This window comes from Streptomyces sp. NPDC017225, assembly GCF_044331465.1.
GTDB lineage: Bacteria > Actinomycetota > Actinomycetes > Streptomycetales > Streptomycetaceae > Streptomyces.
Genome location: NZ_JBIRNE010000009.1, coordinates 286,586 through 301,841 on the forward strand (window position 1 = coordinate 286,586; position 15,256 = coordinate 301,841).

Below are 15,256 nucleotides of genomic sequence, written 5' to 3' on the forward strand. Positions count from 1 at the left end.
ATCCCTACACGCGGAAGCGCGGGAGATCGTGTTCGACTTTCTTAAGGATTACGACCTGCTGGGAGCCTTCTGGACGACGGTGCAGCTTGCTGTGCTCTCGGCCGTCGGCTCCCTGATCTGGGGCACCGCACTGGCCGCCATGCGGGTCGGCCCGGTGCCGCTGATGCGCGGCTTCGGGACCGCGTACGTGAACACCGTGCGGAACATCCCCCTGACCGTCATCATCCTGTTCACGTCGCTGGGCCTGAACCAGACGCTGGGAGTGTCCCTCGGCGCGGACACCGTCGAGACGATCAACTTCCGGCTCGCCGTCCTCGGTCTGATTCTCTACACCTCGTCCTTCGTCTGCGAGGCGTTGCGCTCCGGCATCAACACGGTGCCGGTCGGGCAGGCGGAGGCGGCCCGGGCGATCGGGCTCAGCTTCGGCCAGGTGCTGCGGCACGTGGTGCTGCCGCAGGCGTTTCGTTCCTCCGTCGTCCCCCTGGCGAACGTGTTGATCGCGCTCATCAAGAACACCACGGTGGCCGCGGCCATCGGTGTCGCCGAGGCGGCCCTCCTGATGAAGGAGATGATCGAGAACGAGGCACAGCTGCTGCTGATCTCCTCGGTCATCGCCTTCGGTTTCGTGGTTCTGACGCTGCCGACCGGCCTGATTCTCAGCTGGGTGGGCAAGAAGGTGGCGGTGAAGCGATGAGTTCCGTTCTCTACGACGCCCAGGGCCCCCGCGCGAAGCGGCGCAACATCGTCTTCACGGTGGTCTTCGTGGCGGCCCTCGCGGCCCTGCTGTGGTGGGTGTTCAGCACCCTCGACGAAAAGGGCCAGCTCGAATGGGCCCTGTGGAAGCCGTTCTTCTCCGGCTCCGAGGCCTGGTCCACGTACATCTGGCCGGGTCTGCAGAACACTCTGAAGGCGGCCGCCCTCGCGGTGGTCATCGCGCTGCCGCTCGGCGCGATTCTCGGCATCGCCCGGCTGTCGGACCACGTGTGGGTTCGGGTACCGGCCTCGATCGTGGTCGAGTTCTTCCGGTCCATCCCCGTGCTGGTCCTGATGATCTTCGGCCTCGCCCTGTTCGCCGAGTACACCAACGTCAGCTCGGACGACCGTCCGCTGTACGCGGTGGTCACGGGACTCGTGCTGTACAACGCCTCGGTCCTCGCGGAGATCGTCCGGGCGGGCATCCTGGCCCTGCCCAAGGGCCAGTCCGAGGCGGCGATGGCGATCGGCCTTCGCAAGGGCCAGGTGATGCGGACCATCCTGCTGCCGCAGGCGGTCACCACGATGTTGCCGGCCATCGTCAGCCAGCTCGTCGTCATCCTGAAGGACACCGCGCTCGGTGGTGCCGTTCTCACCTTCCCCGAACTGCTCGCGTCGGCCAACACGATGAGCGCCTACTACGGCGCCAACGTCATCGCCAGCTTCACCGTGGTCGCCGTGATCTTCATCGCGCTCAACTTCCTCCTCACCAGTTTCGCGAGCTGGCTGGAGCGCCGGCTCCGGCGGGCGAAGAAGTCGACCGGTGCGGTCCTCAAGGCGGACGACACCCAGGCGAACACAGGAGCAGCCGCCTGACACCCGGTCAACTCGTATGACCATCGACGGAGGCCGTGGCATGATCGCCACGGCCTCCGTCGCTTGACGCGGACAGCGGCAGTAGGTTGCATACGTTCTGTGACCGTGCACCCTGCCCCAACGTCCTGTTCACCTGCGTCCCCCGGGACACCGCCACGGGCAGGGGGCGCCGCACCGTGGACCCGGTGATCATCACGGGAGCGGGGCCCGTCGGGCTCACGCTCGCCCTGGCACTGGCACGGCAGGAGGTGCCCTGTGTCGTCCTCGACGAAGGGCCGGGCAAGGACGAACCCCGGCCCGCGCGCACCGTCGTCCTGCGCGAGGACGCCGTCGCCCTCGTCGAGCGGCTGACCGGCACACCGCTGGCGGGACCGGGTCTCTATTGGGCCGGATGGCGGTCGATGCGGCGCAAGCAGGTGACAGCGAAGGCCGGGTTCGGCGACACCGATCCGGCGCCACTGCACATCGCCCAGCACGAGCTGACCGGTGTCCTGCGCACGGCGCTCGCCCGCGAGCCGCTCGTCCGGATCGCGGTCGACAGCCGCCTGGACGGCATCGAGCAGGAGACCTCCGGCGTCACCGCCCACACCCGCGGTCCCGGCGGCACCTGGTGGCGCGGCAGCTATCTGGTCGGCTGCGACGGCCCCCGCTCGACCGTCCGCAAGCTCCAGGACATCCGCTTCCCCGGCCGTACGGCGGTGGAACGGTACGCCGTCGCCGCACTGCGTGTGGAACTCCCGTGGACCGACGAGGCCCTGCTCCACCGGATGCCGCCGTGGCGTACGTCCGGTCCGTCGGCCGGCGAGATCGTCGGCCGTCCCCTGCCGGACGGCGTGTGGCGTCTGGACTGGCTGCTGCCCCCCGGCAAGGACCTGGTCACGCCCGAAATGCTGGTGAACCGGGTCCGCGAGACCCTCACCGGCTGGGCCGGCGGGTCACCCTCGTCGTACGAACTCCTCGACACCGGCGTCCACACGGTCCACCACCGGCTGGCCCGCCGCTGGCGGGTGGGCCGCGTACTTCTCGCCGGTGACGCCGCCCACCTGCTGGGCGCGCTGGGCACCCAGGGATTCGAGGAAGGGCTGCTGGACGCGGACAACCTCGCGTGGAAGCTGGCCCTGGCCTGGCACCACGGGCCGCGCGACGCACTGCTCGACAGTTACCAGGAGGAGCGGCGCACGGCGATCGCCGCACGACTGCGCGCCGCCGACCAGGTACTGCCGCTGCTGCGCGGCGGCGGAGGACTGCGTTCCTACGTCCCCGGCTCCACCCGCGGCAACGACGCACTGCTCGCGGACGGCCATCTGGGGCGCGGAGCACTCGGCGCGCCGGGGGCCTACGCCGACTCGCCGCTCGCGCCCGGGCCACTCGCCGGGGAGGTGCCCGTCGCCACTCCGCCGGGAACGCCCGTCACCGACGTGCGGGTGACAGCGGAGGACGGCACGTTCGTACAGCTGCGCGACCGGCTCGGGCGCGGGGCACTGCTGGTGCTGCTGATCGCGCCGGGTACGGGTGTGTGGGACCGCAAGCACTGGGTGACCGCCGGGATCATGCCCCGGCTGGCGGCGGCGGTGACGGCACTGCCCCACCACGCCGAACTGCTGGTCGCCGAGGCCTATCCGGGTGCCGCGGCGCACACGGTGCTGCTGGTGCGGCCCGACGGTCACCTGGTCACGGCGCTGAACGGGGTGCGCCCTGCCGACCTGTACGCGGCGGCGGAGGCGGCGCTGGGCGGGGCGGCGGCCACGCAGGGCACGGAGGCGGCAGAGGCCACGGGGAGGGAGGCGGGGGCGGGAGCCGCGGCCGGTTCCCGCTGACCGGACGTCCGGGTGTTCGGCGACGGGGTCGACGGGGGTGTTCGCCGGGGGCTCACGATCGCGGGCCCCCGGTGCGGCCGGTCGGTGTCCGCATGGTGACGGTGAGTTGACCGGCCCGCACCGTCGTGGTCTACTCCGGATCGTGACCGACACCTGTGTACGCCTGTGGCGGAGGGTCCACATGGACCTCGTCCGCTATGCGGGCTGCGTGTGTCGTCCGTCCTGCTGAATTCGCCCCTTTTCTGACGCGCGCCGCTCCCGCACGCCGCCGCGCGCTCCCTCGCGAAACTCCAGGACGGTGTCCGTGTCTGTCTCCTCCCCTGCTCCTGCCCGTTCCGCCGCGGCGACGTCCGCTCCCACTCAGGCCGGGCTCCTCGACTTCGTACGGCGTACGGCCGCCGACGCCGCACTGATCGCCTCCCTCCCGCTCGATCCGGAAGGCCGCACCTGGGTGCGGCTGGCAGGACCGGGCGGCAGCGAGGCCTGGCTGATCGGCTGGCCGCCCGGCACGGGTACCGGCTGGCACGACCACGCCGAGTCCGTGGGCGCCTTCGTGACCGCCGCGGGCGAGCTCACGGAGAACTCACTCGCCGCCCGCCTGCCCACCGACGGCTGGCAGACCCTGGAACTCACCGACGGCGTGGACCGGGAACACCGGCTGCCCGCCGGCAAGGGGCGTGCCTTCGGCCGGCACCACGTCCACGAAGTGCTCAACGAGTCGTCCGACCGGCACGCGGTCTCCGTCCACGCCTACTACCCACCCCTGCCGCGGATCCGCCGCTACAGCCGCAGCGGCCGGATCCTGCGCCTGGAGCAGGTGGAGCGCCCGGAGGACTGGCAGTGAGCGAGCCGACCGGGATCGACGCGCTTCTGGAGCGGGTCCGCGGCGGTTACCGGCGGATCGCGCCGCGCGCGGCGTACGACGCCGCCGAGGCCGGCGCAGCGCTGCTGGTGGACATCCGGTACGCCGCCCTGCGCGAGCGGGACGGCGTGATCCCCGGGGCTCTGCTGATCGAGCGCAACGAACTGGAGTGGCGCCTGGATCCGCGGGGCAGCCATCGTCTCCCCGAGGCCACGGGTCCTGACCTGCGCGTCGTCGTGGTGTGCGACGAGGGCTACGCCTCCAGCCTGGCGGCGGAGTCCCTGCACCGCCTGGGGCTTCACCGGGCCACCGACCTGATCGGCGGGTTCCAGGCGTGGCGGGCGGAGGGACTGCCGGTGGCCGGTCCGTAGCCCGACCGTGTGTGGGGCGAGGGGCGGAAGAGACCGGTCTCGTGGAGGGCCGGGCGGCACCGGACTCGGAGCCGGCGGCGAGGCAGTACGGCGACGGAGCAGTACGGCGACCGCCTCCCCGTCCCCTCGGCCGGGTCCCCGGTGCCGGGTCAGAACCCCTCGTCGCCGAGGAACTCCGTGTCCTCCCCCTCCTCCTCCAGTGCCTGACGGACCACGCGCAGGGCCATGCCCTCGGGGTAGCCCTTGCGGGCCAGCATGCCCGCGAGGCGGCGCAGCCTCTTGTCGCGGTCGAGGCCACGGGTGGCGCGCAGCTTGCGGGCGACCAGCTCGCGCGCGGTCTCCTCCTCCTGCTCGGAGTCCAGCTGTGAGACCGCCTCGTCGATGAGCGCGGCGTCGACGCCCTTGGTCCGCAGCTCCCTGGCGAGGGCGCGCCGGGCCAGCCCGCGGCCGTGGTGCCGGGACTCGACCCAGGCTTCCGCGAAGGCGCTGTCGTTGATCAGGCCGACCTCCTCGAACCTGGACAGCACCTCCTCGGCGGCCTCGTCGGGAATCTCCCGCTTGCGCAGGGCGTCGGCGAGTTGCTTGCGGGTGCGCGGGGTCCCGGTGAGCAGGCGAAGGCAGATCGCCCGCGCCTGCTCGACCGGGTCCCGCGGAGGCTCCCCCTTCTCGGCCCTCGACGAGGAAGTGGCACCTCCGTCCTCGGCGGACGGCTCCGCACGCTCGCGCCGCCGGCGTCCGCGCCCGCCGCCGCCCGTTCCGCGGCCTCGCCCGCCCTCGTGGCGGACCCCGCCGCCCCCGTGGCGCACGCAGCCGTCAACGGGTGGGCCCGCGTCGTACGGGTCCTCGGCGCCGTACGGCTCGAAGCCGTCCGCCGCCGTGCCGTCCGCGACGGCGGACAGGCCCGTCCCGTACGGGGTCGCCGCCACCCCGTACGCGCCGTCCTCCGTCCCGGCGGAGCCGCCGTCACCCGGTCTCCCCCGCTCGCGCTCCCGCGAGGCGTTGTCCGGGTAGACGTACTCGGCCCAGTCGGTTCGTCGTGTCACGGGTCAGCTCTTGGCTGCCGCGGCCTTGGACTTGGTGGCCTTGGCGGTCGCGGGGGCGGGCACTGCCGGTGCGGCGTCGGCCGGGGCGGCGGAGGCGGCTGCGTCCGCGCCCGGCTCGGTGGCCGGCTCCTCGGGACGTACGCCGACGCCCAGCTTGTCCTTGATCTTCTTCTCGATCTCGTTGGCCAGGTCGGGGTTGTCCTTCAGGAAGTTGCGCGAGTTCTCCTTGCCCTGGCCGAGCTGGTCGCCCTCGTACGTGTACCAGGCGCCGGCCTTGCGGACGAAGCCGTGCTCCACGCCCATGTCGATCAGGCCGCCCTCGCGGCTGATGCCGTGGCCGTAGAGGATGTCGAACTCGGCCTGCTTGAACGGCGGCGCGACCTTGTTCTTGACGACCTTGACGCGGGTGCGGTTGCCGACCGCGTCGGTGCCGTCCTTCAGCGTCTCGATGCGTCGGATGTCGAGGCGCACCGAGGCGTAGAACTTCAGGGCCCGGCCACCGGTCGTGGTCTCGGGAGAACCGAACATCACGCCGATCTTCTCGCGGAGCTGGTTGATGAAGATCGCCGTGGTCTTGGACTGGTTGAGCGCGCTGGTGATCTTCCGCAGGGCCTGGCTCATCAGGCGGGCCTGCAGACCGACATGGCTGTCGCCCATCTCGCCCTCGATCTCCGCGCGCGGCACGAGGGCTGCGACGGAGTCGATGACGATGAGGTCGAGGGCACCGGAGCGGACCAGCATGTCCACGATCTCCAGGGCCTGCTCACCGTTGTCCGGCTGGGACAGGATCAGGTTGTCGATGTCGACGCCGAGCTTCTGCGCGTACTCGGGGTCGAGGGCGTGCTCCGCGTCCACGAACGCGACCTGGCCGCCGGCCTTCTGCGCGTTCGCCACCGCGTGCAGGGTCAGGGTCGTCTTGCCCGAGGACTCGGGGCCGTAGACCTCGATGACGCGGCCGCGCGGCAGGCCGCCGACGCCGAGGGCCACGTCGAGCGCGGTCGACCCGGTCGGGATGACCTCGATGGGCTCCTTCGACCGGTCGCCCATGCGCATGACCGCGCCCTTGCCGAACTGCCGTTCAATCTGTGCGAGCGCGGCGTCCAGGGCCTTCTCGCGGTCGGTTCCTGCCATGGGTTCCACCCGGTTTGCTTGATTCGATCGCTTCACGTCAAAGACGCTAATGCCTGCCACTGACAATCCACCCTGATGCGGGTCCGGCCTGTGGATAACTCGGGCGTCTATCCACCCAAACCCAGTCGAATCACCCGTCACGAGCCTCGCCAGAAGCTCCATCAGAATGGATGTTCGATTTTTGTGTCAAGCGCACCACGGGCACCTACGAGCGTACGTCTGCCGGGCCGACGGCCAGGTGGCTAGAGTGCGGACGCGACGTGGAGGAGGGGACACCATGGCCCAGGTCAGCATCAGTCTCGACGCGGAACTGGTGGTGGAGGTGATGGTCCTGGCGGGCATCGGCACGCCCCAGGACGCCGTCGAGGCGGTGGTACGGGACTACATCGCCCGCGGCCACCGCACGGAAACCCGTACCGAGTTCAAGGACCGGAACCTGCGGGAGGCCGACGCGAAGCCGCAGGAACCGCAGGCCTGATCCCCTCGCCCGCGGAGCCGGCCCGGGAACCGACCCGCCACCCCGACTGCGACTCCGGGCTCCGTACCGCCCGGCCGCTTCCCCGTACCGCTTCCGGGCCGGCCCGCTCACAGAACGCGGCCCGTCAGGCGGAGCCGCCGTCTCCGGCCCCCTCCGCCCCGGGGCCCCCGGGATCCGGCCGCCGGGCCCACAGTTTCCGCAGGCGAGTGGGGGCCCCGGGCCCCGGCCGGCGATTGCGGCGTCCGTGGACACGCGGATCGTCCGTGACGTCGTAACGCTTGACGTACGCCCCGAGGAACGCCTGCAGCGTGGCGATCGCCGGGATGGCGATCAGCGCGCCGACGGCACCGAGCAGGGCGGCGCCCGCGACGACCGAGCCGAAGGCGACCGCCGGGTGGATGTCCACGGTCTTGGACGTCAGCTTGGGCTGCAGTACGTAGTTCTCGAACTGCTGGTAGATCACCACGAAGATCAGTACCCACATCGCGTACCACGGGTTGACCGTGAAGGCGATCAGCATGGGCAGAGCACCCGCGAGATACGTGCCGATGGTGGGGATGAACTGCGACACCAGTCCCACCCACACGGCGAGCGCGGGGGCGTAGGGCACCCCCAGGACCTCCAGCAGGACGTAGTGCGCGATGCCGGAGATCAGCGCCATCAGACCGCGCGAGTACAGGTAGCCGCCGGTCTTGTCCACCGCGATCTCCCAGGCGCGCAGTACCTCCGCCTGCCGGGCGGGCGGCAGGACGGAGCAGAGCGCGCGCCGCAGCCTGGGACCGTCGGCGGCGAAGTAGAAGGAGAACAGCAGGACCGTCAGCAGCTGGAAGAGTCCGCCGAGCACCTGGGCCGACACGTCCAGGACTCCGGTGGCGCTGTTCTGCACGTAGTTGCGCAGCCAGTCGGAGCGGAGCAGGCCTTCCTGGATGTCGACCCGTCTCAGCTCGGTGTGGAAGTGGCCGTTGACCCAGTTGATGACGGAGTCGAGGTAGTCCGGGAAGTCCTCGACCATCTTGACGATCTGGCCCGCGAGCATGGAACCGAGCAGCGTGACGAACCCCGCGGCGGCGACCAGCACGGCGAGGAAGACGAGGAAGGTGGCCAGCCCGCGGCGCATGCCGCGCCCGGCCATCCAGCTCACCGCGGGTTCGATGGCGAGCGCCAGGAAGAACGCGATGAGGACGTTGATCAGCAGACCGGTGAGTTCGTGGAAGGCCCAGCTGCCCAACTGGAAGACGGCGATGAGCGAGAGGGCCAGCACCATGGCGCGCGGCAGCCAGCGCGGCATGCGTGCGCCCGGCCCGGCGGTGCCGCCGGCCGGGGGACCGGTGGGCGGCGTAGTACCGGTCGGGGATGCGTGCCGGGTCGCCTGCCCGGTCTCGTCAGTGGGTGCCACGGACCAAGTCTCGCCCACGACACCGGCGGCCGAGTCCCGTCCGGTGATCTTCGTGACGCGTCAGCGCCGATCCTGTAGCACGTTCATGACCGGTCAGCGCCGTTCCCGCGGCCGCTCGTCACCGGTCAGCGCGTTCCTCCGGCCGCTCGTCACCGGTCAGCGCGTTCCTCCGACCGCTCGTCACCGGTCAGCGCGTTCCTCCGACCGCTCGTCACCGGTCAGCGCTGTTCCCGCGGGACGTTCATGACGGTGCAGACCACCCGCCACACGTCCTTGGCGTCCCAGCCGGCGTCCAGCGCCTCGTGCACCGTACGCCCGCCCAGCTCCGCCATCACGTGATCGCGCGCGAAGGTGTCGGCGTAGCCCGGACCGAAATGATCCGTCATCCGCTCCCAGAAGACCGTCAACCGCATGACTCCAGTATCCCGCCCCTGAGAGTGGGCCCTGCGCCGGGACCGGGCGCCGGAGCCGCCTTCCGCCCTACGGTCTGTCCCATGGCCGAAACCGGAGCTTCCCCACTCCCCCCGACGCCCCCGACGCCCCCGGCTCCTCCGGCGCACTCACCGCTCGCGCGCGCGGAGCACTTCGTCTGGGTCACCGCACGCGTACTGGAGCAGCGCCTCTTCGCGTACCACTTCCGCGGCGGCCACGCCGGTCCGGTGGAGACCGCGCTGGACGCCTACCGAAACGAGGACGGCGGATACGGTCACGCGCTCGAGCCCGATCTGCGCGGCCCGGTCAGCCAGCCGCTGCACACCGCGCACGCCCTGCGTGTCCTGGACGCCGTCGGGGGCTGCGGCGGTCAGCGCGTGGAGCGGATGTGCCGCTATCTGACCTCGGTGTCCACTCCGGACGGTGCCCTGCCCACGGTCCATCCCAGCCTGCGCGGGTATCCGGCCGCCCCCTTCGTGCCGGTCGTCGACGACCCGCCCGGCGAGCTGCTCGTCACCGGCCCGGTGGTCGGCCTGCTGCACCGCAACGAGGTCTGGCACGCCTGGCTCTTCCGGGCCACGGACTTCTGCTGGCAGGCGGCCGAGTCGCTGGGGGTCTGGCGCCCGGACGAGGTCGAGGCCGCCGTGGCCTTCCTGGACGCCGCCCCCGACCGTCCGCGCGCGGAGGCGGCGGCCGACCGGCTGGGCCGCCTGGTGCGCGAACAGCGCCTCGCGGTGCTGGACCCGGGCGACCTCGACGCGTCCCCGGCCTCCCCCGGCCACGCCCGGAGTGAGCAGCGCTTCCCCCACGACTACGCGAGGAACCCGCACTCCCTCGCGCGCGCGTGGTTCACGGACGGCGAGATGACCCGCTCGCTCGACTTCCTCGCGGCGGAGCAGGAGGCGGACGGCGGCTGGCCCGTACGCCGGGGCCGCTGGGCACCCTCTCCCACCCTGGAGGCCCGTCCCAGGGTGACGCTGGAAGCGCTGCGCACGCTCCGCGCGTATGGCCGCTCCCTCGGCTGACCGGCTCGCCGGCCCATGGTCGCAGGCCGACGGTCCGCTGCTCCGGAGAACCGAAGAACCGGAGATCCGCTCCGGACTCGGCGGCCCGGCATCCGCGCAGCTCAGGCCGATTGTCAGTACCGGGGTGCACGATGGATCCATGGTCAGCTCCGCACACCGAGCCCTGGACGGCTTCTCCCCCGCGACCCGCGACTGGTTCACGGGGGCCTTCTCCGCGCCCACCGCCGCCCAGGCGGGCGCGTGGCAGGCCATCTCGGAGGGCTCGGACGTGCTGGTGGTCGCCCCGACCGGCTCCGGCAAGACGCTGGCGGCCTTCCTCGCCGCCCTGGACCAGCTGGCCTCGGCGCCCCCGCCCGCCGACCCCAAGAAGCGCTGCCGCGTCCTGTACGTCTCCCCGCTCAAGGCCCTGGCCGTCGACGTCGAGCGCAATCTCCGCAGCCCGCTGACCGGCATCCGCCAGGAGTCCGTACGCCTCGGCCTGCCCGAGCCCGAGGTCAGGGTCGGCATCCGTTCCGGCGACACCCCGGCCGCCGAGCGCCGTGCCCTGTCCACCCGCCCGCCGGACATCCTGATCACCACCCCGGAGTCCTTGTTCCTGATGCTGACCTCGGCCACGCGCGAGGCGCTGACCGGCATCGAGACAGTGATCCTGGACGAGGTGCACGCGGTCGCGGGCACCAAGCGCGGCGCCCATCTCGCACTCACCCTGGAGCGGCTGGACGAGCTGCTCCCGAAGCCGGCCCGCCGCATCGGCCTCTCGGCGACGGTCCGCCCGGTGGACGAGGTCGCCCGGTTCCTCGCGCCGCGCGGGAAGGTGGAGATCGTCCAGCCGGACTCGGGCAAGGAGTTCGACCTGTCCGTCGTCGTCCCGGTGGAGGACCTGGGCGAGCTGGGCGGCTCCCCCGTCGCGGACGGCAACGAGGGCGCCGAGCGGCCGTCGATCTGGCCGCACGTCGAGGAGCGGATCACCGACCTCGTCCAGTCGCACCGTTCCACGATCGTCTTCGCCAACTCCCGGCGCCTGGCCGAGCGCCTGTGCAACAGGCTCAACGAGATCGCGTACGAACGGGCGACCGGCGAGCCCCTGGACGAGCACCACTCCCCCGCCGAACTCATGGGCGGTTCGGGGGCCGCGCAGGGCGCCCCGGCCGTGATCGCCCGCGCCCACCACGGCTCGGTCTCCAAGGAGCAGCGCGCCCTCGTCGAGGAGGACCTCAAGGCGGGCCGCCTGCCCGCGGTGGTCGCCACCTCCAGCCTGGAACTGGGCATCGACATGGGCGCCGTCGATCTCGTCGTGCAGGTCGAGTCACCGCCCTCCGTCGCCTCCGGCCTCCAGCGCGTCGGCCGCGCGGGGCACCAGGTCGGCGCCGTGTCCACGGGCGTCGTCTTCCCCAAGTACCGCGGCGACCTGGTGCAGGCCGCCGTGGTCACGGAGCGGATGCGCAGCGGTGCCATCGAGGCGCTCAGGGTCCCGGCCAATCCGCTGGACGTGCTGGCCCAGCAGCTCGTGGCGATGACGGCGCTGGACACCTGGCAGGTCGACGACCTGCTCGCCACCGTCCGCCGCGCCGCCCCCTTCGCCTCGCTGCCGGAGTCGGCGTTCACCGCCGTCCTGGACATGCTCGCGGGCCGCTATCCGTCCGACGCCTTCGCCGAACTGCGCCCGCGCGTGGTGTGGGACCGGGTCGCGGGGACGGTCACCGGCCGCCCGGGCGCGCAGCGCCTCGCCGTGACCTCCGGCGGCACCATCCCCGACCGCGGGCTCTTCGGGGTCTTCCTCGCCGGGGCCGATCCGAAGAAGGGCGGCGGCCGGGTCGGCGAGCTGGACGAGGAGATGGTCTACGAATCCCGCGTCGGGGACGTCTTCACGCTCGGCACCAGTTCCTGGCGGATCGAGGACATCACGCGCGACCGGGTCCTGGTCTCCCCCGCTCCGGGTGTGCCGGGCCGGCTGCCGTTCTGGAAGGGCGACCAGCTGGGCCGCCCCCTGGAGCTGGGCCGCGCGCTGGGCGCGTTCCTGCGCGAGGTCGGTTCCCTCTCCAAGGAGGACGCCCGGCTGCGCCTGGTCACCGCGGGCCTGGACGCCTGGGCCGCGGACAACGTCCTGGCCTACCTCGACGAGCAGCGCGAGGCCTGCGGCCACATCCCCGACGACCGCACCATCGTCGTCGAGCGCTTCCGGGACGAGCTGGGCGACTGGCGGGTCGTGGTCCACTCCCCCTTCGGCGCCCAGGTGCACGCCCCATGGGCCCTCGCGCTCGGCGCCCGGCTGTCCGAGCGGTACGGCATGGACGCCCAGGTCATGCACGCCGACGACGGCATCGTGCTGCGCCTGCCGGACGCCGACCTGATGAGCCTCGACCTGCTCGACCAGGCGCCGGCCGAGCCAGGTCTGGAGTACGACGCCGAGCAGGCGCCCGTCGGCGCGGGCGACGTCGTCTTCGACAAGGGCGAGGTCGACCGGGTCGTCACCGACCAGGTGGGCGGCTCGGCCCTGTTCGCGTCCCGCTTCCGCGAGTGCGCGGCCCGCGCGCTGCTGCTGCCGCGCCGCAGCCCCGGCAAGCGGACCCCGCTGTGGCAGCAGCGCCAGCGCGCCGCGCAGCTGCTGGAGGTGGCGAGCGAGTACGGATCGTTCCCGATCGTCCTGGAGGCGGTCCGCGAGTGCCTCCAGGACGTCTTCGACGTGCCCGGCCTGGTCGAGCTGATGGGCGACCTGGAGGCCCGCAAGGTACGCCTGGTCGAGGTCACCACCGCGGAGCCGTCCCCGTTCGCCCGCTCCCTCCTCTTCGGGTACGTCGCCCAGTTCCTCTACGAGGGGGACTCGCCGCTCGCCGAGCGCCGTGCCGCCGCCCTCTCCCTGGACTCACGGCTGCTGGCCGAGCTGCTGGGCCAGGCGGAGCTGCGCGAGCTGCTCGACGCGGAGGTGCTCACCGAACTGGAGCGCGAGCTGCAGTGGCTCACCGAGGACCGCCGCGTCAAGGACCCGGAGGGCGTCGCGGACCGGCTGCGGCTGCTCGGCCCGCTCACGGACGCGGAACTCGCCGAGCGGGGCGCCGAGCCGCAGTGGGCCCAGGAGCTGGCCGCCGCCCGCCGCGCGATCAGGGTGCGTATCGCCGGCGCCGACCACTGGGCGGCGATCGAGGACGCGGGGCGGCTGCGCGACGCGCTGGGCACGGCGCTGCCCGTGGGCGTGCCCGAGGCCTTCACCGAGCCGGTCAAGGACCCTCTCGGCGACCTCCTCGCCCGCCACGCCCGCACCCACGGCCCCTTCACGTCGGTCACCGCGGCGGCCCGCTTCGGCCTGGGCGTCGCGGTCACCGAGGGCGCCCTGCAGCGGCTCGCCGCGGCGGGCCGGGTCGTGCAGGGCGAGTTCCATCCGGCCGGCATCGGCCAGGAGTGGTGCGACGCGACCGTGCTGCGCCGGCTGCGTCGCCGTTCCCTGGCCGCGCTGCGGCACGAGCTGGAGCCGGTGCCGCCGCCCGCGCTCGGGCAGTTCCTTCCCCAGTGGCAGCACATCGGCAAGGGGCACGCGCTGCGCGGGATCGACGGACTGGTCCGCGCCGTCGAGCAGTTGCAGGGCGCCTCCGTGCCCGCCTCAGCCCTCGAGAAACTGGTCCTGCCCTCCCGGGTGGCCAACTACAACCCGGCGATGCTGGACGAGCTCACGGCCGCCGGTGAGGTCGTGTGGGCGGGCGCCGGATCGCTCCCCGGGAAGGACGGCTGGGTCTCCCTCTACCTCGCGGACGCCGCCCCGCTGCTTCTGCCGCCCCCGCACCCCCTGGAGCCGACCGCGCTCCACCAGTCCGTGCTGGACACCCTCTCCGGCGGCTACGGCCTCTTCTTCCGGCAGATCGCCGACCAGGTCCGCGCCACCACCCATCCGGACGTCGCCGACCCCCAGCTGGCCGACGTCCTGTGGGACCTGGCCTGGTCCGGACGGCTGACGAACGACACGCTCGCGCCCCTGCGGTCCCTGCTGGGCTCCGGCCGCACCGCGGGCTCCACCGCCCACCGCGCCAAGCGCGCGGTGCCACGCGGGCGCTACGGCTCGCTGACGGCCGCCGCCCGCCCCGCGTCCCGCAGCGGCCCGCCGACCGTCGCGGGCCGCTGGTCACTGCTCCCGGCGCGCGAGGGCGACACCACGGTGCGGGCCCACGCTCTGGCCCGCACGCTCCTGGACCGGCATGGCGTGGTGACCCGCGGCGCCGTCGCCGCCGAAGGCGTCGAAGGCGGCTTCTCGGCGGTGTACCGCATCCTGGCCGCCTTCGAGGAGAGCGGTCAGGCCCGGCGCGGCTACGTCGTCGAGGGGCTCGGCGCGGCCCAGTTCGCCATGGAGGGCGCCGTGGACCGGCTGCGCGCGGTCTCGAACGCCCGCGAGCGCCGCGAGGGCCCGCCCGGGCGGCCGGACTTCACCGGCGGCGGCCTCGAGGACCACGCCCCGACCGACGGCTCGTACAGCTCAACCGGCTCAGGTGATGGTGCCTCCGGTGACTCCCCCTTCGACGACTTCCCGCCCAGTGGTGACAGGGGCACCGGCGCCTGGGACCGACCCGGCGACGTCTTCGCGGCCTCCCCGCCCCCTCCGGCCTCCCCAGGTGGCCACCTCGCCCCCGGCGACTACGCCGAACCGGGCGCCGGCGGTCCGCGCGGGGGCGGCGCGCACGCCGGCTTCGGTGGCCCACGTGGCTCGTACGACGCCGGTTTCGCCGGCCGTCGCGGCCGTCCCCCCGCCGGTCCGGGGGCCGTCGTCCTGGCCGCCGCCGATCCGGCGAACGCGTACGGGGCGGCCCTCACGTGGCCCGAGCCCCCGGCCGGCGCCACGCACAAGCCGGGCCGCAAGGCGGGCTCCCTGGTGGTACTCGTGGAGGGCGAGCCGGCGCTCTACATGGAGCGCGGTGGCAAGACGCTCCTGCTCTGGCCCTCCACGTCGGACGGTCCGCCCACCGACGACATCCGTCTGCGCGCGGCCACCGAGGCGCTCGCCTCGGCCGCCCTCGCCGGCTCCCTCGGCACCGTCACGGTGGAGCGCGTCAACGGCACAGCGGCCCTGACCTCTCCCTTCGGTCCCCTGCTGGAGGAGGCGGGGTTCATCGCGACCCCGCGCGGCCTGCGCATCAGAGCCTGAGCCTGTC

The 15,256-nt window shown here is 72.8% G+C and carries 13 protein-coding genes; 9 read left to right on the plus strand and 4 right to left on the minus strand.

What is annotated here, in order from left to right; genetic code table 11:
* The first annotated feature begins 28 nt into the window (after positions 1 to 28).
* The 6 genes from ACH4NX_RS21800 (at position 29) to ACH4NX_RS21825 (ending at position 4,619) form a co-directional block, all read left to right on the plus strand.
* On the plus strand, positions 29 to 694 hold the full coding sequence (locus tag ACH4NX_RS21800; RefSeq protein WP_345588887.1) for an amino acid ABC transporter permease: 666 nt from the start codon (positions 29 to 31) through the stop codon (positions 692 to 694).
* Positions 691 to 1,569: an amino acid ABC transporter permease gene (locus ACH4NX_RS21805; protein WP_351392590.1), complete on the plus strand. Its 879-nt coding sequence runs from the start codon at positions 691 to 693 to the stop codon at positions 1,567 to 1,569. Before ACH4NX_RS21800 ends, ACH4NX_RS21805 begins: the two co-directional genes overlap by 4 nt.
* Before the next feature lie 176 nt (positions 1,570 to 1,745).
* Complete coding sequence (locus tag ACH4NX_RS21810; RefSeq protein WP_398128327.1) at positions 1,746 to 3,386, plus strand: FAD-dependent monooxygenase; 1,641 nt, start codon at positions 1,746 to 1,748, stop codon at positions 3,384 to 3,386.
* 142 nt (positions 3,387 to 3,528) lie between these two features.
* Positions 3,529 to 3,615 (plus strand): putative leader peptide, encoded by an 87-nt coding sequence (locus tag ACH4NX_RS21815; protein ID WP_313960178.1) that lies wholly within the window; start codon positions 3,529 to 3,531, stop codon positions 3,613 to 3,615.
* A 69-nt stretch (positions 3,616 to 3,684) separates the two neighbouring features.
* Entirely contained in the window at positions 3,685 to 4,230 is a 546-nt protein-coding gene (locus tag ACH4NX_RS21820; RefSeq protein WP_351392583.1) for a cysteine dioxygenase, read from the plus strand.
* Complete coding sequence (locus ACH4NX_RS21825) at positions 4,227 to 4,619, plus strand: rhodanese-like domain-containing protein (protein WP_398128328.1); 393 nt, start codon at positions 4,227 to 4,229, stop codon at positions 4,617 to 4,619. Before ACH4NX_RS21820 ends, ACH4NX_RS21825 begins: the two co-directional genes overlap by 4 nt.
* A 149-nt stretch (positions 4,620 to 4,768) precedes the next feature.
* Here the strand turns inward: ACH4NX_RS21825 and recX are convergent, their stop codons facing one another.
* Both recX and recA read right to left on the minus strand, forming a co-directional pair.
* Entirely contained in the window at positions 4,769 to 5,662 is an 894-nt protein-coding gene (gene recX, locus ACH4NX_RS21830; protein WP_398128329.1) for a recombination regulator RecX, read from the minus strand.
* A gap of 3 nt (positions 5,663 to 5,665) precedes the next feature.
* Entirely contained in the window at positions 5,666 to 6,793 is a 1,128-nt protein-coding gene (gene recA / locus ACH4NX_RS21835) for a recombinase RecA (protein WP_351392574.1), read from the minus strand.
* A gap of 277 nt (positions 6,794 to 7,070) precedes the next feature.
* Here recA and ACH4NX_RS21840 point away from each other — a divergent pair, with 277 nt between their 5' ends.
* The gene (locus ACH4NX_RS21840) at positions 7,071 to 7,271 is read left to right on the plus strand and encodes a type II toxin-antitoxin system VapB family antitoxin (RefSeq protein ID WP_351392572.1); all 201 of its coding nucleotides are present in this window, start codon (positions 7,071 to 7,073) and stop codon (positions 7,269 to 7,271) included.
* A 124-nt stretch (positions 7,272 to 7,395) separates the two neighbouring features.
* On the opposite strand, the gene ACH4NX_RS21845 is transcribed toward ACH4NX_RS21840, so the two are convergent.
* Positions 7,396 to 8,667, minus strand: a complete 1,272-nt coding sequence (locus ACH4NX_RS21845) for an AI-2E family transporter (protein ID WP_351392569.1) — start codon at positions 8,665 to 8,667, stop codon at positions 7,396 to 7,398.
* Between the two features lie 218 nt (positions 8,668 to 8,885).
* Positions 8,886 to 9,080, minus strand: coding sequence for a DUF3046 domain-containing protein (locus tag ACH4NX_RS21850; RefSeq protein WP_007445009.1), 195 nt, complete (start codon positions 9,078 to 9,080; stop codon positions 8,886 to 8,888).
* An 81-nt stretch (positions 9,081 to 9,161) separates the two neighbouring features.
* On the opposite strand from ACH4NX_RS21850, the gene ACH4NX_RS21855 reads away from it, so the two are divergent.
* Positions 9,162 to 10,124 (plus strand): hypothetical protein, encoded by a 963-nt coding sequence (locus ACH4NX_RS21855; protein ID WP_398128330.1) that lies wholly within the window; start codon positions 9,162 to 9,164, stop codon positions 10,122 to 10,124.
* 139 nt (positions 10,125 to 10,263) lie between these two features.
* The gene (locus tag ACH4NX_RS21860; protein WP_398128331.1) at positions 10,264 to 15,249 is read left to right on the plus strand and encodes an ATP-dependent helicase; all 4,986 of its coding nucleotides are present in this window, start codon (positions 10,264 to 10,266) and stop codon (positions 15,247 to 15,249) included.
* Positions 15,250 to 15,256 lie beyond the last annotated feature (7 nt).